Source organism: Rhizomicrobium sp., from assembly GCA_037200045.1.
Lineage (GTDB): Bacteria > Pseudomonadota > Alphaproteobacteria > Micropepsales > Micropepsaceae > Rhizomicrobium.
On sequence record JBBCHM010000001.1, the window covers coordinates 1,003,496 to 1,024,242 of the forward strand.

General features: G+C 69.0%; 17 protein-coding genes. 8 read left to right on the top strand and 9 right to left on the bottom strand.

Annotation, left to right across the window (positions count from 1 at the left end; all coding sequences use genetic code 11):
* Nucleotides 1-75 precede the first annotated feature (75 nt).
* The 5 genes from WDM86_04430 to WDM86_04450 are packed head-to-tail and all read left to right on the top strand — an operon-like array spanning nucleotide 76 to nucleotide 5,065.
* Nucleotides 76-729: a phosphoribosylanthranilate isomerase gene (locus WDM86_04430; GenBank protein MEI9989264.1), complete on the top strand. Its 654-nt coding sequence runs from the start codon at nucleotides 76-78 to the stop codon at nucleotides 727-729.
* Nucleotides 726-1,937: a tryptophan synthase subunit beta gene (gene trpB / locus WDM86_04435; GenBank protein ID MEI9989265.1), complete on the top strand. Its 1,212-nt coding sequence runs from the start codon at nucleotides 726-728 to the stop codon at nucleotides 1,935-1,937. Before WDM86_04430 ends, trpB begins: the two co-directional genes overlap by 4 nt.
* Complete coding sequence (trpA, locus tag WDM86_04440; protein ID MEI9989266.1) at nucleotides 1,934-2,752, top strand: tryptophan synthase subunit alpha; 819 nt, start codon at nucleotides 1,934-1,936, stop codon at nucleotides 2,750-2,752. The genes trpB and trpA overlap by 4 nt, the downstream gene beginning before the upstream one ends.
* A 22-nt stretch (nucleotides 2,753-2,774) precedes the next feature.
* The gene (gene accD / locus WDM86_04445) at nucleotides 2,775-3,737 is read left to right on the top strand and encodes an acetyl-CoA carboxylase, carboxyltransferase subunit beta (protein ID MEI9989267.1); all 963 of its coding nucleotides are present in this window, start codon (nucleotides 2,775-2,777) and stop codon (nucleotides 3,735-3,737) included.
* Nucleotides 3,734-5,065 (top strand): folylpolyglutamate synthase/dihydrofolate synthase family protein, encoded by a 1,332-nt coding sequence (locus WDM86_04450; protein ID MEI9989268.1) that lies wholly within the window; start codon nucleotides 3,734-3,736, stop codon nucleotides 5,063-5,065. Before accD ends, WDM86_04450 begins: the two co-directional genes overlap by 4 nt.
* A gap of 7 nt (nucleotides 5,066-5,072) precedes the next feature.
* Here WDM86_04450 and WDM86_04455 read toward each other — a convergent pair whose 3' ends face one another.
* From WDM86_04455 to tsaE, 7 genes are read right to left on the bottom strand one after another with little or no spacing between them, the layout of a single operon-like run.
* Nucleotides 5,073-5,426: a hypothetical protein gene (locus WDM86_04455; GenBank protein ID MEI9989269.1), complete on the bottom strand. Its 354-nt coding sequence runs from the start codon at nucleotides 5,424-5,426 to the stop codon at nucleotides 5,073-5,075.
* Between the two features lie 53 nt (nucleotides 5,427-5,479).
* Nucleotides 5,480-5,839: a thioredoxin TrxA gene (gene trxA / locus WDM86_04460; protein MEI9989270.1), complete on the bottom strand. Its 360-nt coding sequence runs from the start codon at nucleotides 5,837-5,839 to the stop codon at nucleotides 5,480-5,482.
* A 42-nt stretch (nucleotides 5,840-5,881) separates the two neighbouring features.
* Nucleotides 5,882-9,322: a double-strand break repair helicase AddA gene (gene addA, locus WDM86_04465; GenBank protein MEI9989271.1), complete on the bottom strand. Its 3,441-nt coding sequence runs from the start codon at nucleotides 9,320-9,322 to the stop codon at nucleotides 5,882-5,884.
* Entirely contained in the window at nucleotides 9,319-12,234 is a 2,916-nt protein-coding gene (gene addB, locus WDM86_04470) for a double-strand break repair protein AddB (protein ID MEI9989272.1), read from the bottom strand. Before addB ends, addA begins: the two co-directional genes overlap by 4 nt.
* Entirely contained in the window at nucleotides 12,231-12,962 is a 732-nt protein-coding gene (locus WDM86_04475) for a nucleotidyltransferase family protein (GenBank protein MEI9989273.1), read from the bottom strand. The genes addB and WDM86_04475 overlap by 4 nt, the downstream gene beginning before the upstream one ends.
* Complete coding sequence (locus tag WDM86_04480; protein MEI9989274.1) at nucleotides 12,959-14,071, bottom strand: phosphotransferase; 1,113 nt, start codon at nucleotides 14,069-14,071, stop codon at nucleotides 12,959-12,961. The genes WDM86_04475 and WDM86_04480 overlap by 4 nt, the downstream gene beginning before the upstream one ends.
* Nucleotides 14,061-14,540 carry a tRNA (adenosine(37)-N6)-threonylcarbamoyltransferase complex ATPase subunit type 1 TsaE gene (gene tsaE, locus WDM86_04485; GenBank protein ID MEI9989275.1) on the bottom strand — a complete coding sequence of 160 codons (480 nt, stop codon included), beginning with the start codon at nucleotides 14,538-14,540 and terminating at the stop codon, nucleotides 14,061-14,063. Before tsaE ends, WDM86_04480 begins: the two co-directional genes overlap by 11 nt.
* Nucleotides 14,541-14,662: 122 nt before the next feature.
* Here tsaE and WDM86_04490 point away from each other — a divergent pair, with 122 nt between their 5' ends.
* The 3 genes from WDM86_04490 to WDM86_04500 all read left to right on the top strand — a co-directional run bounded on the left by WDM86_04490 (nucleotide 14,663) and on the right by WDM86_04500 (nucleotide 17,330).
* Nucleotides 14,663-15,874, top strand: a complete 1,212-nt coding sequence (locus tag WDM86_04490) for an FAD-dependent oxidoreductase (protein ID MEI9989276.1) — start codon at nucleotides 14,663-14,665, stop codon at nucleotides 15,872-15,874.
* Nucleotides 15,875-15,885: 11 nt separating this feature from the next.
* Nucleotides 15,886-16,206, top strand: a complete 321-nt coding sequence (locus WDM86_04495; GenBank protein MEI9989277.1) for a 2Fe-2S iron-sulfur cluster-binding protein — start codon at nucleotides 15,886-15,888, stop codon at nucleotides 16,204-16,206.
* Nucleotides 16,207-16,325: 119 nt separating this feature from the next.
* Nucleotides 16,326-17,330: an IS5 family transposase gene (locus WDM86_04500; protein ID MEI9989278.1), complete on the top strand. Its 1,005-nt coding sequence runs from the start codon at nucleotides 16,326-16,328 to the stop codon at nucleotides 17,328-17,330.
* Nucleotides 17,331-17,518: 188 nt separating this feature from the next.
* On the opposite strand, the gene WDM86_04505 is transcribed toward WDM86_04500, so the two are convergent.
* Complete coding sequence (locus WDM86_04505) at nucleotides 17,519-18,082, bottom strand: DUF2807 domain-containing protein (protein MEI9989279.1); 564 nt, start codon at nucleotides 18,080-18,082, stop codon at nucleotides 17,519-17,521.
* A gap of 123 nt (nucleotides 18,083-18,205) precedes the next feature.
* The gene (locus WDM86_04510) at nucleotides 18,206-20,575 is read right to left on the bottom strand and encodes a PAS-domain containing protein (GenBank protein MEI9989280.1); all 2,370 of its coding nucleotides are present in this window, start codon (nucleotides 20,573-20,575) and stop codon (nucleotides 18,206-18,208) included.
* Between the last annotated feature and the right edge of the window lie 172 nt (nucleotides 20,576-20,747).

Sequence of the window (20,747 nt, forward strand, 5' to 3'; positions counted from 1 at the left end):
GGCCGAACCGGCAGGTAACGCTGCACAAACCCCTTGCTTGATCGGGCGGGCGTCGCGGTCCATAAGGCCGGTCCCATGGCAGTCCTGGTCAAAATCTGCGGCATCACCTCGGCCGAAGCGGCCGACGCGACCCTGCGCGCCGGCGCCGACATGGCGGGACTGGTCTTCAACCGCAAGTCGCCGCGCCATCTTGCGCCGGAGCAGGCCGCGAGCCTCGCCGCCCGCATGCGCGGCCGCGTCCGCCTGGTCGCGCTGGTGTGCGACGAGACCGACGAGGCCCTGTCGGCCGTGCTTGCCGCCATCCGACCCGACTTCCTTCAGTTGCATGGCGCCGAAACGCCGGCCCGTATCGGCGCCATCCGTTCGCGCTTCGCCGTGCCGGTGATCAAGGCGCTGGCCGTCGCCGAGCCCGCCGACCTTGCGGGCGTCGCGGCCTATGAAGACGCCGCCGACATGCTCCTATTCGACGCCCGCCCGCCCGCCGGCGCGCGCCGCGAGGGCGGCAACGGCGCCGCGTTCGACTGGCAGATCCTCCGGGGACGGAGATTCTCCAAGCCCTGGCTGCTCGCCGGCGGCCTGACGCCGGACAATGTCGGTCGCGCCCTCGCCGTCAGCGAAGCGCCCGGCGTCGACGTGTCGTCCGGCGTCGAAACCGCGCCCGGCCTCAAGAGCGCCGAAAAGATCGCGGACTTCGTGGCCGCGGCGCGCAACGCCCGGGTCACCGCATGAGCCAGCCCAATTCCTTCCGCACCGGCCCCGATCCGCGCGGCCATTTCGGCGCCTATGGCGGCCGCTTCGTCGCCGAGACGCTGATGCCCAACGTCATCGCGCTGGAGAAGGCTTATGAGGAGGCCAAGCGCGATCCGGCCTTTCACGCCGAGCTCGACGGCATGCTCAAGCACTATGTCGGCCGCGAGAGCCCGCTCTATTTCGCCGAACGCCTGACGCAGCATCTGGGCGGCGCGAAGATCTATCTGAAGCGCGAGGATCTGAACCACACCGGCGCGCACAAGATCAACAATTGCCTCGGCCAGATCCTGCTCGCCCGCCGCATGGGCAAGACCCGCATCATCGCCGAGACCGGCGCCGGCCAGCACGGCGTCGCCACCGCCACCGTCGCGGCGCGTTTCGGGCTTCCCTGCGTCGTCTATATGGGCGAGGTCGATATCGAGCGGCAGAAGCCCAACGTCTTCCGCATGCGCCTGCTCGGCGCCGAGGTCCGCGCCGTGTCCTCCGGCTCGCGCACCCTGAAGGACGCGATGAACGAGGCACTGCGCGACTGGGTGACCAATCCCTACGACACTTTCTACATCATCGGCTCCGCCGCCGGCCCGCATCCCTATCCCGCGATGGTCCGCGACTTCCAGACGGTGATCGGCAACGAAACCCGCGCGCAGATGCAGGAGGCCGAGGGAAGGCTTCCCGATCTGGTCACCGCCTGCGTCGGCGGCGGTTCCAACGCCATCGGCATGTTCCATCCCTTCCTCGACGATCCGGAGGTCGAAATCCACGGCGTCGAGGCGGCGGGCGAGGGCACCGAGACCGAGCATCACGCCGCCACGCTGACCAAGGGCTCGCCCGGCGTGCTGCACGGCACGCGCTCCTACCTTCTGCAGGATCGCGACGGCCAGATTCTCGAAGCCCATTCGATCTCCGCCGGCCTCGATTATCCCGGCGTCGGTCCCGAGCATTCCTGGCTCAAGGACCAGGGCCGGGTGAAATATTTCTCGGCGACCGACAAGGATGCGCTCGACGCTTTCGTGCAGCTCTCGAAGCTGGAAGGTATCATCCCCGCGCTCGAAAGCGCGCACGCCATCGCCCATGTCATGCGCATCGCGCCGCAGATGGAGAAGGACAAGCTGATCGCCGTCTGCCTTTCCGGCCGCGGCGACAAGGACGTCTTCTCGGTGGCCGCCGCGCTGGGGGAGACGATATGAGCCGCATCGCCGCGACCTTCGCCGCGCTGAAGAAACAGAACCGCGCCGCCTTCGTGCCCTTCGTCACCGGCGGCGATCCGGATTTCGACGCCGCGTTCGACATCCTCGCGAAGCTTCCCGCCGCCGGCGCCGACATCATCGAGCTCGGCATCCCGTTCTCCGATCCGATGGCGGACGGCCCGATCAACCAGGCGTCCTATCTGCGCGCGCTCAAATCCGGCATGACGCTGTCCAAGCTGGTCGAGACGGTCCGCCGCTTCCGCAAGGCCGACGACAGGACGCCGATCGTCCTGATGGGCGCCTATAATCCGATCCACGCCTACGGCACCGCGCGCCTCATGAAGGACGCCGCCGAGGCCGGGGTGGACGGCCTTCTCATCGTCGACGTGCCGGCGGAAGAGGACGAGGTCCTGCGCACCCCGGCGTCGGCGCACGGCATCGACATCGTGCGCTTCCTGGCGCCGACCACGGACGACGCGCGGCTGCCCACCGTCCTCGATGGCGCCACGGGCTATCTTTACTATGCCTCCATCGCCGGCATCACCGGCACCAAGAGCTTCGCGGAAGACGAGGTCCGCGCCGCGCTAGCGCGCATCCATGCCAGGACGCCGCTGCCGGTCGTCGTCGGCTTCGGGATCAGGACCCCGGAACAGGCCGGCGCCATCGCGCGTTTCGCCGACGGCGCCGTGGTCGGCTCGGCCATCGTCGGGCGGATCGAATCGCATGTCGCCAAGGGAACGAAACGTGCGGAACTGGTGGCCGATGTGGTCGAATTCTGCGCCGGCCTCGCGAAATCCGTGCATGCGGCGCGCTAGGCTTTTGTGCTAGGCTGAGCTTATGAATTGGATCGCCAATTTCGTCCGTCCACGGATCAAAAGCCTGATGGGCGGCGGCACCCGGGCCGAGACGCCGGAGAATCTGTGGAAGAAATGCCCGTCCTGCGGCGAGATGATCTTCCACCGCGACCTCGCGCTGGCGCAGTTCGTCTGCCCGCAATGCGGCTTTCACATGCGCATCGGCCCGACCGAGCGCTTCACCGCGATCTTCGACTCGGCCAGCTATGAGGAGCTTCCTTATCCCGAGGTTCCGGTCGATCCGCTGAAGTTCCGCGGCGAGAAGCGCTACACCGACGAGATCAAGGCCTCGCGCGGCAAGACGTCCCGCAACGAGGCGTTGTCCGCCGCCAAGGGCACGCTCGAAGGCTTGGCCGTGGTGATCGCGGTGCAGCCCTTCGATTTCCTCGGCGGCTCGCTGTCGATGGGCGTCGGCGAGGGCCTCGTTCGCGCCATGGACCTCGCCATCGCCGAGAAGCGGCCGTTCATCCTCTTCGTGTCGTCCGGCGGCGCCCGCATGCAGGAAGGCATCCTCTCGCTGATGCAGATGCCGCGCGTCACCATCATGGTCGACCGCCTGCACGAGGCGGGGCTGCCCTACATCGTCGTCCTGACCGATCCGACCTATGGCGGCGTCAGCGCCTCCTACGCCATGCTGGGCGACATCCAGATCGCCGAGCCCGGCGCGCAGATCGGCTTCGCCGGCCCGCGCGTCATCGCCAACACGATCCGCGAGCGCCTGCCCGACGGTTTCCAGCGCGCCGAATATCTCCTGGAGCACGGCATGATCGACATGGTGGTGCCGCGCCACGATCTTCGCCCGACCTTGTCGAAGGTGATCCATCTGATGATGAAGCGCGCCCGGCCGCGCGCCCGCCCCGTCGTGGTGCCGCCCGTCGTCACCGCCACCGCCACGCGCGTCATCCCGCAAGCTGCGCCGGCTGCCGGCTCGACCGCCGCGGAATGAGCGTCCAGAACGACGCCGCCGATTTCCGCAGCACCGCCGTCCTCGAGCGCCTGCTGGATCTGCATCCCAAGAAGATCGACCTGGCGCTGGATCGCATCCTGCGCCTGCTGCACGACCTCGGCGATCCGCAGCTGAGGATGCCGCCGACGATCCATGTCGCCGGCACCAACGGCAAGGGCTCGGTCTGCGCCTTCTCCCGCGCCATGCTGGAGGCCCAGGGCCTCAAGGTGCACATGCACACCTCGCCGCATCTGGTGCGCTTCCACGAGCGCATCCGCATCGCCGGTCAGCTCATCTCGGAAGACGAGCTGGTCGCCACGCTCGAAGAATGCGAGCGCGTCAATGCCGGAAGGCCGATCACCTATTTCGAGATCACCGACGCGGCGATGTTCCTCGCCTTCTCGCGCCATCCCGCCGACGCGTTGGTGCTGGAGGTCGGCCTCGGCGGCAAGTTCGACGCGACCAATGTGATCGACAAGCCGGCGATCACGGTGATCCAGCCCATCGGCCTCGACCACCAGGATTTCCTCGGCTCCGACATCCGCGTCATCGCCGCCGAGAAGGCCGGCATCATCAAGCCCGGCGTGCCCGTGATCGTCGGCCCGCAGGACGACGCGCCGCGCGACGTCATCCTGTCGCGCGCCGACCGGCTGAGCGCGCCGGCCTATGTCTTCGGCCAGGATTTCTCCGCCCATCAGGAGCACGGCCGCATGGTCTATCAGGACGAGCACGGCCTGCTCGACCTGCCGCTGCCCAGGCTGATCGGCCGCCACCAGATCGAGAACGCCGCCGTCGCCATCGCCGCGCTGCGCCACGCCAATCACGGCTGGGGCACCGACAAGGCGATCGAGACCGGCCTGCGCACCGTCGACTGGCCGGCGCGGCTGCAGCGCCTGACGCGCGGCCCGCTGGTCGACATGGCCCCGAAGGGGGCGGAGATCTGGCTCGACGGCGGCCACAACCCGCATGGCGCCGCGGCCGTGTCGCGCGCCATCGCCGATCTGGAGGAGAAGTCGGAACGGCCGCTCTATCTCGTCTGCGGCATGCTGCGCACCAAGGATGCGATCGGGTTCCTGTCGGCCTATCGCGGCCTTGCCCGTCACGTCGTCACGGTGAGCATTCCCGGCGAACCCGCCAGCCTCGGCGCCGGCGCGCTCTACGACATGGCGCGTCACGCCGGTCTCGACGCCCAGCCCGCCGAGGACCTCGAAGACGCGATGCTCCAGTTGCAGGCCTGGTCCCGCGCCCACCCGAAAGAACCGCCGCCGCGGATTCTCATCTGCGGCTCGCTCTACCTGGCGGGCCAGGTCCTGGTGGAGAACAGTTGAAGCGCGCCTATTTCGACTGCGCCATGCAATCGCGATAGGTATCGCTCTGCATCTTCGCTTGGTCGGCCGGCGAGGCGCCGAGCTGCTTGGCGTCGTCGGCGCGATTGGCCGCCAGCGTGTGGCAGCGGGCGTCGTAGTCGACCGGCGGCGCAGCCGGCGCGACCTGCTGCGGTTCCGTCTGGGTCTGCTGCGGCACGGGCGCCGGCCGCTCGACACGCGGCTTCGGCTTGGGCGGCCTTGCCGGTTCCGGCTTGGGAACCGGCTGCGTCGTCGGCGCCGCCGGCGGCGGAGCGAGTTCCTGCCGCACCCAGGCACAGCCGGACAGAAGCAACGCGGCGGCAATCACGGCGACGAAACGCATGCGGCGGACCCGGTTGAAACCGGCTCATCTATAGCATGCGCCGCGCCGGCGCCTTAACGGGTCGCCGCGCCGATTCCGTCGCCGGAAAAGGAGACCGAGGATTCGATCCATTCCTTGATCTTGTTCTTGGGCAGCGCGCCGACCTTGGTCGCCGCGACCTGGCCCTGGGCGAAGATCATCATGGTGGGGATGCCGCGCACGCCGTATTTCTGCGGCACCTGGGGGTTCTCGTCGATGTTGATCTTGGCGATGGTCACCTTGCCGCTCATCTCGCCCGCAAGCTCTTCGAGCGCCGGCGCGATCATGCGGCAGGGGCCGCACCATTCCGCCCAGAAATCCACGACGACCGGCGTCTTGGAGTTGAGCACATCGGCCTGGAAGGAAGCGTCGGAGACCTTGATGGGAGCGGGCATGGGTGGTGTCCTTGCGATAGCTGGCTGCTATACTTAGGAATGCTACCCCTGAGGGTCAAGGCGCGCCTTGATCCGGCGCATTTCCCCGTCCAGGAGCTCATTGGACAGCGCCATGAGTGTGGGACCTTCCGTCCACACCAGCCCGCACACGATTCGCCGGCCCGGAAATATCTTCGCCGCCGCGGCGCGGTAGAGCGCCATTTGCGTGAGATAGAGCGGCGCCACATCGTCTTCGCGCGTCGGCGGCGGCCGGTTGGTCTTGAAGTCCACGATGAGGACACTGTCATCGGTCAGCGCCAGCCGGTCGATCCGGCCGTTGACGCGCGCCGCCTCTCCGAGTTCCGGCAAATCGGCGACGATGGCGACCTCGGCGCGGCTGCCCTCCGCGAAGGCCGCGGCGAAAGCGGGATCGTCCAGCACGCGCAGGGTCTCGCGCGCCAGCGTCTCCGCTTCGTCGTCCGGCACGTTCCGTAGACGGAGGAAGCGCAGCGCCAGCGCCGGGCGCTCCACTTTCGCCACCTCCGGCAGATGCGCCAGCAGCGCATGCACCAGAAGGCCGCGGCGGAACTGTTTGTTGTCGGCGAGCGGCGACAGCGTCGCCGGCTCGTCCATCCCCGCCGCGTCGAACGGCCGGACCAGCCGGGGCGCCGGCACGTCGCGCGGCGCGGGCGTACTCAGCCAGCCCGACGCCAGGGGCGCCGCCGCGACGGTCGGCACCATGCCGGCCGCTACAAGGTCGTCCGCCTCGCCGACGACGTGCAGCGCCTCGCCGCCGCGCGTCAGCTTCACCCCGATCGCCTCGGCGGCGCGCTTGGCGAGCGTGTACCACGAGCCGTCCTTGACCCCGCGCTTGCCCTCGAAGCCGCACACCACCAGCCGGTCGCGCGCCCGCGTCAGCGCGACATAGAGCAGCCTTCGGTGCTCCTCCAGCATGCGCGCCTTGGCCGCCGCCTTGGCCTCCAGCACGGCGCGCGGCGCCTGGGCGTCGGCGACCGGATAGAGCACGCCGTCATCCGTATAGAGAAGATTGCCCCGGTCGTTGGCGAGCGAGGGAACGCCGGTCGTGTCCGGCAGGATGACGATATCGGCTTCGAGTCCCTTGGCGCCGTGCACCGTCATGACGCGAACCTCGTCGCGGGCGCGTTCCATGTCGCGCTTGATCTCGGCTCCGCCGCGTTCGATCCAATGCAGGAAGCCTTCCAGCGACGGCGCGTTCGCCGCTTCATAGGCAAACGACAGCGACAGGAATTCGTCGATCGCGTCGTTCGCCTCGTGGCCCAGCCGCTTCAGCAGCCGCCGGCGCATGCCGCGCGGTCCCAGCGCATGGGCATAGAATTCATAGGGCGGCGCGAAATCGGCGCGCGCCCGCATCTCGGCGAGGAAGTCGTGCGCCTCGCGGAACGCGTCGTTCTCGTCCCGCCGTTGCTGCAGTGCGCTCCACAACGGACCCTTGCGGTCATGGCTGAGTTGGAACAGCGCGTCCTCGCTCACCCGGCACAGCGGCGAGCGCAGCACCGCCGCCAGCGTATAGTCGTCCTGCGGCAGCAGCACGAAACGGCCCAGCGCGATCAGGTCCATCACCGCGATCTGCTCGGTCAGCACGATGCGGTCGGCGCCGGCCACCGGCACGCCGCGCAGTTTCAGCTCGCGGATCACCGCGCTGCCGAACGGCTCGCGCCGCGGCAGCAGGATCATGATGTCCCCGGCCCGCACCGCCGCCTTGTGCCCCGGCAGTTTCGCGCGCCCGACCCATTGGCGGATCTGTTCCGCCACGCGCCGCGCCAGTTGCGCCACCGGGCTCGCCTCGCCGACATAATCGACCGGCGGCAATTCATAGGGATCGGTGTCCTCGGCATCGGCCGGCTTGGCCGTCTCCCACAGCTCGACGCGCCCGTGCTCTTCGCGCAGGTGGCGGTGCTCGATCGCCCCGCCGCCGGAAGTCAGCCCGGCGCGCGCCTCCTCGGGCTTGAACACCGTGTCGACGAATTGCAGCACCTCGCGCACCGAGCGGCGCGACACGACCAGCGGCTGGTCGACGAAGCCGCGCCCGGCCGCCGCGGCGGCCTCGCCGAACGCCCGGCGATGCACGTCGAACTGCGCCGGATCGGCGCCCTGGAAGGAGAAGATCGACTGCTTCTCGTCGCCGACCGCGAAGATCGTGCGCGTCACCGGCTGCTTGTCCTCGCCGCGCCAGCGCGGCGCCGCGTCGCCGGCGAAGAACTCCGCCGTCAGCGCCCGCACGATGCGCCATTGCTCCGGGCTGGTATCCTGGGCCTCGTCGATCAGCACGTGATCGATGCCGCCGTCGAGCTTGTAGAGCACCCAGGACGCCGCCTCGCGCTCCTCCAGCAATTGCCGGGTCTTGACGATCAGGTCGTCATAATCGAGCGCCCCGCGCGCCTCCTTGGCGCGGACATATTCCGCGCGCACCGCGTCGGCGATGGTCAGTGCCGCCTCGGTGAGCGCCGCCGCGTGCGCCGCGCGCCGCCGCTCCTCCACCGCCAACAGATCGGCCTGCAGCCGGTCCACCGCCGCGCGCAATTCCGGCCGCGTCGCGGAATGCCGCTTGGTCACCGGCTCCTTGCGCGGCTCGCCCGCCTGGGTCAGCCACAGCGCGCGATAGGCATCGTACATCGCCGCGCCCGGCGCCATCGCCAGCACGGCGAGAAGCCCCGAAGCGCGTTCGCCATCGGTCTTCGACCCCGTCGCCATCCACGCCGCGATGGATCGCAAATCCTCCGTCAGGTCCAACAGCTCTTCGCAGAAGCGCCGGCAGATCGCGTCCGGCCCTTCGTCGCCCGCGCCATGCGCCCGGCGCACCGCCGCGCCGACATCCTGTGTTCCCAGCGTTTCGAAGAAGCGGTCGAGCTTGCGCTTGTCCGCGCCCAGCGCCGCGTCGAGGATGGCGTTCAGCGTCGCCTCGCTGGTCTGGGTCAGCAGGAAGGCCAGCGCCGAGGCCCGCGCCGCGTCGCCGCTGCCCGAGCGCTCCAGCACTCGCGTGCGGGCCTGCGCGATCAGTTCGCGCGCCGTCTGCTCGTCCAGCACGTCGAACGACGCCGGCACGCCGGCCTCCAGCGGAAAGCGCGACAGAAGGTTCTGGCAGAACGCGTGGATGGTCAGGATCTTCAATCCGCCCGGCGTCTCCAGCGCCTTGGCGAAAAGCTGCCGCGCCCGCTTCATGTCTTCCGGCCCGCCGAGCCCCGCGCCGATCTCCGCGACCCGCCGCTCCAATTCCTTGTTCGGCAGCATCGACCATTCGCCGAGCTGCTTGAACAGCCGCCCCTGCATCTCCGCCGCCGCCGCCTTGGTGAAGGTCAGGCACAGGATGCGCTCCGGATCGGTCCGCGCCAGCAAGAGCCGCGTCACGCGGTTGGCGAGCGTGTGCGTCTTGCCGGCGCCGGCATTGGCCGCGACCCAGGCGGAATGCGCCGGATTGGCCGCGATGACCGACGGGTCCTTCTCGATGTCGCTGGCCCCGCTCATTCCTCCGGCGCCTCCCAGCCGCCCAGCGACCATTCGCGCACCCGCGCCAGGTGATCGTAGTCGCCGGTGAAATCGACATTCTGCGGCCGCAGCCGCGGCAGATAGGGCGTCGTCTCTTTCTCGAACAGCGCGATATAGCGCTTCAGCCGCGCCACCGCCTCGGGCACCAGCGCCAGGTCGACCTCCTCCAGCGCGCCGCGCTCGCGCCCGCCGCTGAACCAGACATAGACCAGCGCCGCCGCCTCGCGCGGATCGCCGAACGCGCCGGCCCGCAGCATCTCCGCTTCGAGCAGCAATTGCGGCGCGAGGAACGCCTTGATCTGTTTCGGTCGCGGCGGCTTGCCGGTCTTGTAGTCGAAGATCGCGGCGCTGCCGTCTTCCAGGATGTCGATGCGGTCGGCGATGCCGCTCAATTCGAAACCCGGCGTCACCTTCCACAGACCCTTGATCTCGGTCAGCGATGTCTCGCGCACCTCGCGCAGGACGCGCTCCTGCTCCACGAACCACAGCGCCGCATTGGCGAAGCGCGGCCGCCACAGTGCCAGCGCCGCCTTCGGGGTGCCCTCCGCCGCGAACACCTGGTCGGCGATCGCAACCAGTGTCAGCGCCGCGTCGTCGCCGAGCGGCCCGGGATGTTCCTTCACGAAACGCTCCAGCACCTTGTGCACGGCATTGCCGCGCTCCAGCGGCCCGATCGCGGCGTCGAGCGGGTCGAGCACTTCAAGTCTCAACACGCGCCGCGCATAGATCGCATAGGGATCGCGCACCCAGCGCTCGATCTCGGTGACGGAAAGCTTCTTCGGCCGCGCGGCCACCGGCGGACGCGGCGCCGGCCGCTTCTCCGGCGTCGCCATTCCGGCCTCGTCGATGCCGTGCGCCAGGGCGAGATAATCGAGGCCGGGCTTGAGCACGTCGCGTTCGTCGGTCCGCAACCCGAGCCCGCCGGTCAGTTGCGACAGCCGCTCGACCCAGCGCGAGGCGACCGTCGGCGCACCTTCCGCTTTCTTCGCCCGCGTCAGCACCACGCGCGGCCCCGCGCTCAGCGCCGCGAAATCATGCGCCGCCTGTCCGATGGCGCGTTCCGGTTGTTCGAGGCCGAGCGCCTTTCGCATCGGGCGCGAGAACCACGGATCGGCCGCCGGCGCGCGCGGCCAGCTTCCCTCGTTCAATCCGCCGAGCACGACGGTGTCGAAGCTTTGCAGCCGCGCCTCCAGCGGCCCCAGGATCGCGACGCGCGGGTGGCCGCCGCGTTGCAGCCGCACGGCCTTGGTCGAAGCCAGCTTGCGGAACAGCGCGGCATAGGCGCCGCCGTTCACCTCGATGTTCGGCGCGGCTTCCAGCAGCTCGGCCACAAAGCGCGACGCGACATCGCCGGCCTCCGCCTTCCAGAGATCGGCGCCCGCCAACGCGCCCGCCGCCTGCAGATGCCCCGTCACGATATCGATGAGCGGCGCCTCGCGCTTGCCGAGCGCGGTTTCGAACGGCTTCAGCGCCCCGGCCACATCCGCGAACCAATAGAGCAGGCGCGACAGCCGCGCCTTCGCCGCTTCGTCTGCGTCCTCGCGTTCGCGCTGGATTGCCTTGCGCACGCCCGCCAGTCCCGGATCGGGCCGCGGCCCGCGCAGCAGAACGTCGAGCTCGCGCGCCTTCTCGCGGAACGCGGCGCCGTTGCCGCCCATCGTACATAACGGATGCTTGAGCAGCGCCAGCAGCGGCACCGGCGCGAAACCCGCATCCGCCGCATCGGCCAACAGGCACAGGAAGGTCCCCGGCGGCGTGTGCGACAGCGGCCGGCCGGCGGAATCGTCAACCTCCACGTCCCATCGCCTGAGTTCGCTCGCCACGCGCCGCGCCAGCGCGCGATCCGGCGTCACCAGCGTCGCGGTCTTGCCGGGCTCTTCCAGCGCCTCGCGCAGCACCAGCGCGATGGCCGACGCCTCCTCCGCCGCATCGGCCGCCTCGATCAGCGAGATGCCCACCACACCCTCCGCGATGGCGCCTTCCTCGTTGCGCTCCGCAATGGCACGCCACGCATCGGTGGTGGGGGCAGGGCGCAGCGCCTCGCGCAGCACCCGTTCGCGCTGGGGATTGCGCGCGCCGTCCCAATCGCGCACCGCGTCGCGCCGGACGCGCAGCCTGTCGAGCAATTGCTTCATGCCGTATTGCGGGTGGCCCGGATCGAGCGTGTCCCAACTCTCGGCATCGAGTTCGCGGTCCAGCCCGGGCAGGATCACCGCGCCGTCCGGCCGTTCCGCGATGGCTTTCAGCAGCGCCGCCGTCGCGGGAATCGAACCGGTCGAGCCCGCCGCGATCACCTTCCCGCGCGACGCCTTCACCTGCGCCGCCAGCGCCGTCAGCGCGCGGTTGCGCCGGTCCGCCGGACTGATCCGCTGCTCCGCCGCCAGGATATCGGGCCATGCGTCCTTGAGCAGAAGCAGGAATGTCCGCACCCGGTCCCAATGCGCCGCCAGCGCGACCGGCACGAAGCCATCGAGGTCCGACAGCTTGGCGCCTTGCGTCTCCACCTCGTCCATCACCGCGGCGAGCCCGTCCGCCAGCGCCGCCGCCTGCGCGAAGCCCATCTCGCCGCCCTGCCAGCGCCGCACCATCGCCGCCAGCAGCAGCGTCCGCCGCATCGGCGCGACGGCCGGCGGCAGATCGAGTGCCTCCGCCTCGAACAGCAGCTCGTCCTCGTCGGCATCGCCCAGCGCCTTGAAGCGCGGCAGCAGTGCCGCGCCGCCCAGCGCCCGCGCGAAGGCGTCGCCGAAGGTCCGCTGCGCCCGCCGCGTCGGCAGGTAGATGACGGTATCGGCCAGCGCCAGCGGGTCCGCGCCCGCCTTGGCGATCAGCCCTTTGGCCAGCGTGTCGGCGAAGGGCGCGCTCGAAGGGATCGTGAAGACGTTCGCCGTCACCGCCGCACGGCCAGCGACTCCTCGGCGAGGAAGTCTTCCGCCTGCTTCACCGCCTCGGGCGTTCCGACATGGATCCACACGCCCTCGAGCCGGATGCCGAACAGCCGGCCCTTGGCGATCGCCTGGTCCCACACCCGGTTGGTCGAGAAACCGCCCGAAGGCGCGTCGTCGAACAGGCGCGGATGGGCGATCTGCACGCCGGGATAGGCGAAGGGCGACAGCCGGCGTTCCTCGACCCGCGACAGCCGCCCGTCGCCGTCCATGTTGAAATCGCCCGGCCCCTCGAAGCCCAGCGCCGTGGTCATCGCCGCCATCAGCAGCAGCGCGTCCATCGCCTCGGGGTCCCAGCGCGCGATCATGCGGTCCAGCGCGTGCCCGATGCCTTCGACCCACACCGTGTCGGAGTTCATGATGAAGAAGGGCTTGCCCTCGAAATGCGGCAGCGCCTTCACCACGCCGCCGCCGGTGCCGAGCAGCGCGTCCGTCTCCACCGAATAGCGGATCTCGATGTCGTGGCGCTTGGCCAGATGCGCCATCACCATCTCGGCCTTGTAGTGCACATTGACCACGGCCAGCGTCACGCCCGCCGCCACCAGGCGGTCGAGCGCATGGTCGATCAGCGTGCGCCCGGCGACCGTCACCAGCGGCTTCGGCCTGTCGTCGGTCAAGGGCCGCATGCGGGTGCCCAGCCCCGCCGCCATGATCATCGCGCGTTCCGGCCTGCTCACGCTGCCAACCCCTCGGGTGCGCCGCGCTTCTCGCGCGGGATGGTGCGATCGTACCACGCCTTCAATCCGCCCAGCGCCGGATGTTCGAGATCGCCATTGAGATATCCCCACACCCGCGGCAGGAAGGCCAGATAGCGCGCCTTGCCGTCGCGTTTGTAGAGCCGGGAGAACACGCCCACGATCCGGGCGTTGCGCTGGGCCGCGATGATGGCCATTTCCGCGCCGAAGCGCTCGGCGTCCAGCGCCACGCCATGTTCCGCCATGGCGCGCAGATAATGCGCCTTGGTGGCTTCGGCCAGTTCCGGCGACACGTCGCGCCGCGCATCCTCGACCAGGTGCATCAGGTCCTGCGCCCGCGATCCGGCCACCGCATCCTGGAAATCGATCAGCCCGACCCGCGCCACGCCCTCGCGCCCGGGCAGCCACAGCAGGTTCTGGGCATGGTAGTCGCGGTGGATGAAGACCGGCGCGGCCTTGCGGGTCTCGTCCAGCGCCTTGCGCCACAGCGCGCGATGCTCGTCCACCTCGTCGGCGCGGGCCGCCCGGCCGAGCGCCAGGGGAAAGAACCAGTCGGTCACCAGGTCGATTTCGGCGATCTGCGCCGTCTCGTCATAGGGATAAAGCGCCACGCCGCCCGGCATCGCCGCCGGCGCCGCCTCCTCATGCAGCCGCGCCAGGACATCGGCGGCGGCGGCATAGAGCTCGAACTCGTTGCCGCCCCGGCCGAGCACGTCGGCATAAAGATCGTCGCCCAGATCCTCGAGGATCGCGAAGCCGAGCCTGGGATCGGCCGCCAGGACCTCCGGCGCGCTCAAACCGTTGGCGCGGAGGAATTTGGAGACCGCGACGAACCGCGCGACATCGCCGCCCGCCAGCCGCGCCAGCGCGTTGTAGCCGAGCGCCCGGCGCTCGTCCGGCGTCGCGTCGGCGGGCGCGGGCGGCGTCTCGGCCGATTGCGGCTGGTCCATCAGCATCGCGCGGCGCCCGTTCATCGCCAGCCGCACATAGCGCCGGGTCGAGGCATCGCCGGGCAGCGGCATGCGCGTCGCCGGTCCCCATCCCGAGACCGCCAGGAAGGCATCCATCGCCTCGGTCCGCTCAGTCGCCATGAGGGGCCTCCGTCATCGATGCCCGCCAGCGCGGCGGCCCGCTCACCAGCGCCTGCCGCGTCCCATCCTTCAGGCTCAGCGACACGTGCAGCCGGTCGGTCGGCAGCCAGGCCAATGCCCGCTCCGGCCATTCGATCAGCGCCGCTCCGTCGTCCAGGGCTTCTTCCAGCCCCAATTCCTCGACCTCCGCCGGACTTTCGATGCGATAGAGATCGTAATGCCGCACGTTCAGCTTCGGCGTCTCGTAATACTGCACCAGGGTAAAGGTCGGGCTCGGCACTTCTTCCGTTACGCCAAGCGCGTGCAGGATGGCGCGCGCCAGCGTCGTCTTGCCCGCGCCCAGATCGCCTTGCAGCGCCACCGCGTCGCCGACTTTCAAGGATGCGGCAATCCGCGCGCCCAGCGCCTGCGTCGCTTCCAGGCCGGCGAGCGCCAGCGTCCGTTCAAAGCGTTGAGAATCCTTGGACATGGCAAGGTTCTAGCCCGCGCGCGCCCGCCGCTCAACGCCGCTAAGCGGTTGATTCAGCGGCAGGTCTCCGCCATGTTCAATCCCATCCGGGGCGGATTGCGCCGGGCTTGAACGGAAATCACGTGTCCGAACGAATCGTCATCATCGGCGCCGGCCAGTCCGGCGCGCAGGCCGTCGCGAGCCTTCGGGCTGACGGCTTCGCCGGTCCGATCACCATGGTCGGCGACGAGCCCTTCGCGCCCTATCAGCGTCCGCCGCTCTCCAAGGCCTATCTCATGGGCACGATGGAGCGCGACCGCCTCTTCCTGAAGCCCGATGCTTTCTACAAGGACGCGAATTGCGAGTTGATCCTCGGCGTCGCCGCGACCAGGATCGACCGCGCGACCAAACAGGTGCATCTCGGCGACGGCCGCACGCTCGGCTACGACAAGCTCCTGATCGCCACCGGCAGCCGCGTGCGCAAGATCCGCTGTCCCGGCGCCGATCTTGACGGCGTGCACTATCTGCGCGGCATCGCCGACGTCGACGGCCTGCGCGCCGTGTTCGAGCCCGGCAAGAAGCTCGCCATCGTCGGCGGCGGCTATATCGGCCTCGAAGTCGCCGCCGTCGCCGCCAAGCGCGGCATCGACGTGACGGTGTTCGAGGCGATGGACCGCGTCATGGCCCGCGCCGTCTCGATTCCGATCTCGGATTTCTACGACAAGGTGCACCGCGCCGCCGGCGTGAAGATATTGCTCGACACCGGCGTCGAAGCCTTCGAGGGCGATGGCAAGCTCCAAGGCGTGCGCGCCAAGGGCAAGCTCTATCCCGCCGATGTGGCGCTGGTCGGCATCGGCATCGTGCCGAACGAGGAACTGGCGCGCGAGGCCGGCCTCGGCTGCGACGACGGCATCGTGGTCGATGAAAAATCCAACGTCACCGGCGATCCCGCGATTTTCGCCGCCGGCGACTGCACCCGCCATGTCGGCCGCGAGGGCACGGCGCTGCGCCTGGAATGCGTGCAGAACGCGATCGACCAGGCCAAGCACGCCGCCCTCTGCATCACGGGCAAGCCCAACACCTATCGCGAAGTGCCGTGGTTCTGGTCCGACCAGTACGACCTGAAGCTCCAGATCGCCGGCCTCGCGCGGCCCTCGGACCAGATCGTCGTCCGCGGCGATCCCGAGGCGCGCAAATTCGCCGTCTTCCACCTGCGCGACGGCGTTGTCGCCGCGGTCGAAGCGGTCAATGCCGCGCCGGAATATCTCGTCGGCCGCAAGCTGATCGCCGATGGCGCCCGGATCGCGCCGGAGCGCCTCGCCGACACCTCCATCCCCATGAAATCCATCGCTTGAGCGGAGCCGCAATGCCGAAGATCAAATACATCGAACACAACGGCAAGGAACACGAGGTCGAAGTGCCCTCCGGCTGGTCCGTCATGGAAGGCGCGGTGAAGAACCTCATTCCCGGCATCGACGCCGATTGCGGCGGCGCCTGCGCCTGCGCCACCTGTCACGTTTTCGTCGACGAGGCCTGGTTCGCCAAGCTGCCGAAGAAGGAGGACATGGAAGTCACCATGCTCGACTTCGCGCCCGAGGTGGAGGCCAACTCGCGCCTCTCCTGCCAGATCAAGGTGACGCCCGAACTCGACGGATTGGTCGTGCGGATGCCCAAGAGCCAGCATTAGAGAGGCGGTTGTTTTCAAGCTAACGCACCTATACCGGTGTCATGGCCCGCGAATGCGAGGGCTTTGCATAAGTCGTGGGTTCTGATTCTCTTTTGCGGCGTTGATCGTGGGAGAATCGGATGTCGGAACGCGTGGTTGGGCAGCTGGGTTTTGCCGACCGTGAGGTGTTCGAGGCGGCCGGGAGCAATGCGATGCTCGAACGGGTCGTCTCGCTTGTCGACTGGTCGGCGGTCGAGGCCCTTTTGCAGCCGATCCATGGCGGCACGATGGGCGCGCCGGCCTATCCCTCGCTGATGATGTTCAAGGCGTTGCTGCTGCAGCGGTGGTATGCGCTGTCGGACGTGGCGCTGGAAGAGGCGCTGAAGGACCGGCTGTCGTTCCGCGGCTTCCTGGGCGTTGGACTGGGGGAGAAGCTGCCCGATCATTCGAGCCTGTGGCGGTTCCGCGAGGCTCTGGGCCGCGAACTGGCGCAACGGGTGTTCGGCGAGATCGTCCGGCAGATCGAGGGGGCCGGTTTTGTCCTGAAGCAAGGCACGCTGATCGACGCCTCGCTGATCGCGGCGGCGGTCAATCCGCCGCCCAAGCCGCGCGAGCCCTTGGCGCCCGACGCGGATGGCCGCCCGGCGAGCAAGCTCGTCAAAAGCGCGCTCGACGGCGACGCGGCCTGGACCAAGAAGAACGGCGTGCGCCACTTCGGCTACAAGCTGCATGTGGCGATGGACAAGGGCGGGCGCATCCTGCGCCGCTTTCTGTTCACGCCCGCCAACATCAACGAGAGTGCCGTCGCCGATGGCCTGATCTGCGGCGACGAGGCCGCCGTCCATGCCGACAAGGCCTATGACAGCAAGGCGCGCAGCGAGATGCTGGCCGGCTTGGGCATCGAGAACGCCATCATGCGACGCGGCCATCCCAAGAAGCCGCTGACCCGCGCCGAGATCGCCCGCAACAAGCAGCTGGCCAAGCAGCGCGGCGCCATCGAGCCGATCTTCAACCTCTTCAAGAATGTCCATGGCCTGGCCCGCGCCCGATACCGAAGCCTGGCGCGCAACGCCACGGCCTTCGCCCTCGCCGCCGTCGTCATCAACCTCAAGCGATGGGCACAAAGCCAAACCGCCCAGGCCTGAGCCGCCCAAGGCGGGTTCCAACACGCCAACCGGCCAAGACCCAACGGCCGACCAATGCCAAAATCCACTCAAAGCGCCTAACTTATGCAAAGCCCTCGCATTCGCGGGCCATGACAATTCTGGTCTGATGATTCCAGCAGATCGCAGTCGGCTCTAGAATCCACCCCTCAAGGGGAGGGTAAGAGCACTTACTCCACCCGCTCGACGCTGCCGCCGCCGGCCACCGCCTGCGTGACCTGCGGGTGGCCGCGATAGGTGATCTCGCCGCCGCCGTGCACCGCCGCGGTCAGCATGGCCGTCGCCGTCACCGCGACCGAGCCGCCGCCATGCACCGCCGCCTCGACCGTGCCGGCGGAAATCGCGTGCACATCGATGGCGCCGCCGCCATGGACCGCCGCGGCGAAATTACCCTGGGCGGGAAACGCGCCCGCCGTGTCGATCGCCCCGCCGCCGTCGACCGCCGCGGCCGATATGTCGGGCGTCACGATCTCGATCTCCAGCTCGTAGTGGTGCGGGCAATCGGCGTTGCACGCCGCGATGTCGAGTTCCTTGCCGTCGCGGATCGTGAAGGTGGTGAACTGCGTGCTGCCCTTCAGGAGCGTCACGCGCTGCACGTCGCCATGCCTGAGCACCACATGCCCGCCGCCGCGTAGGTGGACCTGGTCGAATTTCGCGACCGGCACGACAGTCGCGGCGGTCGCGGGAACGGCCATCAGGCAGCAGGCGGCCAGAAGAAGCGAAGCGCGAGTCATCGGGGAACTCCGGAGCGTTGAATCCGCCGCGATCCTACGCCCCGGCCGCTAGTTTGGCCGCATCGCAAGCCCGCGCCCCGGCCATGAACGCGCGCGATGGCCGCAAAAATCCGGGCGCCCCGCTCACGCCGTCTTCTTCTCGCCCGCCGGTGGCTCGTCATGGATGCGGCGCGGGAAGTGGCAGCGCACCAGCGTGCCGCCCTCCGTGCCGTGAATATCGCTTTCGATCTCCACCCAGCCGTCATGCAGCTCGACGAAGCGGTTGACCAGCGCCAGCCCCAGCCCCGCGCCGGCGCGCTGGCCGGAGCGGTGCTTGGACGAGAACCGCTCGAACGCGTTGGCCTTCACCTCGGGCGCCAGCCCCGGCCCGGTGTCGGCGACCGCGATCTGCACGTCCTCGCCGACGATGGCGCCCGACAGCGTGATCGTTCCGCCCGCCGGCGTGTATTTGAACGCGTTGGCGAGCAGGTTGAACGCCACCTGCTGGATGCGCCGTTCGTCGCCGAGGAAGGTGCCGGCGTCCGGCGCGACCTCGACCTTGAGTTCGAGATCGACCTTCGCAGCCCAATCGCGCGCCGAGGCCGCCACGCCGTTCAGCAGCGCCGCGAGATCGATCCGCTCCAGCTCCAGCCGGAGCGCGCCGGATTCGATCAGCGATAGATCGAGGATGTTGTTGATCAGGTTCTCCAGCGTCCGCGAGCCGCTGACGATGTCGTTCACATAGTCGGTCTGGGCGCGGTTGAGCGCGCCCGGAATGCCGCTCGCGAGATGTTCGGCGAAGCCCTTGATCGTGTTCAGCGGCGTGCGCAATTCATAGGACACATGCTTGATGAAATCGGATTTCAGATTGTCGGCCGCCTCCAGCGCCTCGTTGCGCTCGCGCAGCGCGTTCTCGATCCGCGAGCGGTCGGTCACGTCGGCGAAGGTGACGAGCGTCGCCCCGTCCGGCAGCGCCGACAGCGTCAGCGACAGGATGGTGCGGTCGTTGCGCTCGATCTCGCCCCAGTCGCGGCGCGTCGGCGCGCCCGACACGATGCTCTGGATCAGCCGCTCCCACACCGCCTCGTCGCCGAATTTGTCGGCACAGGCCGCCGCGATGGTGCGGATATGCGGCTCGCCGTCGACATCCTTGCGCGACAACTCCCAGATCTTCAGGAACGCCGCATTGTGCAGCTTCAGCTTGCCGTCCGGCCCGAACACCGCGACGCCTTCCTGCAGCGTGTCGAGCGTCGCCGATTGCACCTTGATCTGGGTGTTGAACGCGCTTTCCAGCGCCAGTTTCTCGGTGATGTCCTCGTAGAGATAGGTCAGCCCGCCGAACGGATGGGGCTGCGCCACCACCCGCAGCGTCTTGCCGCCGGGCACATGCCAGGGCTCCTCCGTCGGATATTCGCGCTGCTTCTCATAGAGCGCGAGCCGCTCGCGCTTCCACGCCTGGTAGTCGCGCTGTTCCGGCAGCTTGCGCGCCTCGCGCAGCCGGTCGAGCACTTCGCCGTCGGTCGGATGGGTTTCCAGCCATTTCTCCGGCAGGTCCCACAGCCGGACAAAGGCCTGATTATAAAAAGTGAGCTTCTGGTCGCGCCCGAAGATCGCCACCGCCGTCGCGAGCTTGTCGAGCGTGTCGGCATGGGCGTCGACATGCTGCTGCAGCTTGGCCTCCGCCGCCGCCACGTCGGTCACGTCGATGGCGCTGCCGACGACACCGGCATCGTCCAGCGGCATTTCGGTGAAGGCCAGCGCCCGGCGCTGTCCCGCCACCACCGAGAACCGCCGCGCCTCGTACGCCGCGCCCTGGTTGCGCGCCGTGGCCGCGAGATCGCGCTCGGTGCGGTCGAGCGTGGCCTGCGCCGCGGCGGCGCTGGCCGCGTCCTTGGCGCCGGTCGCGGCCAGGAAGCTCTGATTGCCCCACACCAGCGACAGCGTCTTGTCGCGCAGCCACACCGGCACCGGCAGCGCGTCGAGGATCGCCCGGAAATCGAGGCCGTCGTTTTTCTTCGCCGCAACGTGATCGACTTCGATCCACACCGCCGCCATGCCGCCGACGGCGCGTCCGCGCACCGTGAAGGCGCGGGCATCCTTGTCATGCGCGGCGAGCACGAAGGGCGCGCCGCGCTCGGAAAGACTGTCCAGCGCCTGGCTCAGCTCCGTCGCCTCGGCGCCGGCGAGGCAGGCGTCGAGCATGGCCTCCGCATTGCCATAGGTCGTCGGCCCCTGGCGGTCGCGGCCCCAGACGATCAGCGACTCCCGCCCGGCCGACAGCAGCGCGTCGCGCTCGCCCACCGCCGCCCGCGTCCGCGCGCCGGACTGGCGCAGGGCCCGGCGCAGCTTGCCGGCTCGGTTCTGCTCGGCCAGGGCCCAGAGCCCGGCGGCGATGGCCAGCGCCACGGCGCCCGTCGTCACCGCGCCCAGCACCAGGAGTTCCTGGGTCGCGGCGTCGGCGGTGGCGGCAAGAGCGGGGCAGGGCGCCAGCAGGAATCCGGTCAAAGCGGGCATCGCGGCCCGCAGCTTCCCGAATCCTCCCCTGACGCCAGGGCTCTTGTTCTGTCCCATCTTGGGACGCATGCCGGCTGGCCCCTCATTCGCTTCCCAGCGACGAATCACTGTGGAATCAAGATGATAGGCGGGTTAATCACAGCCGCAAGAGAAGGTGGTTAAGAAAGTGTAA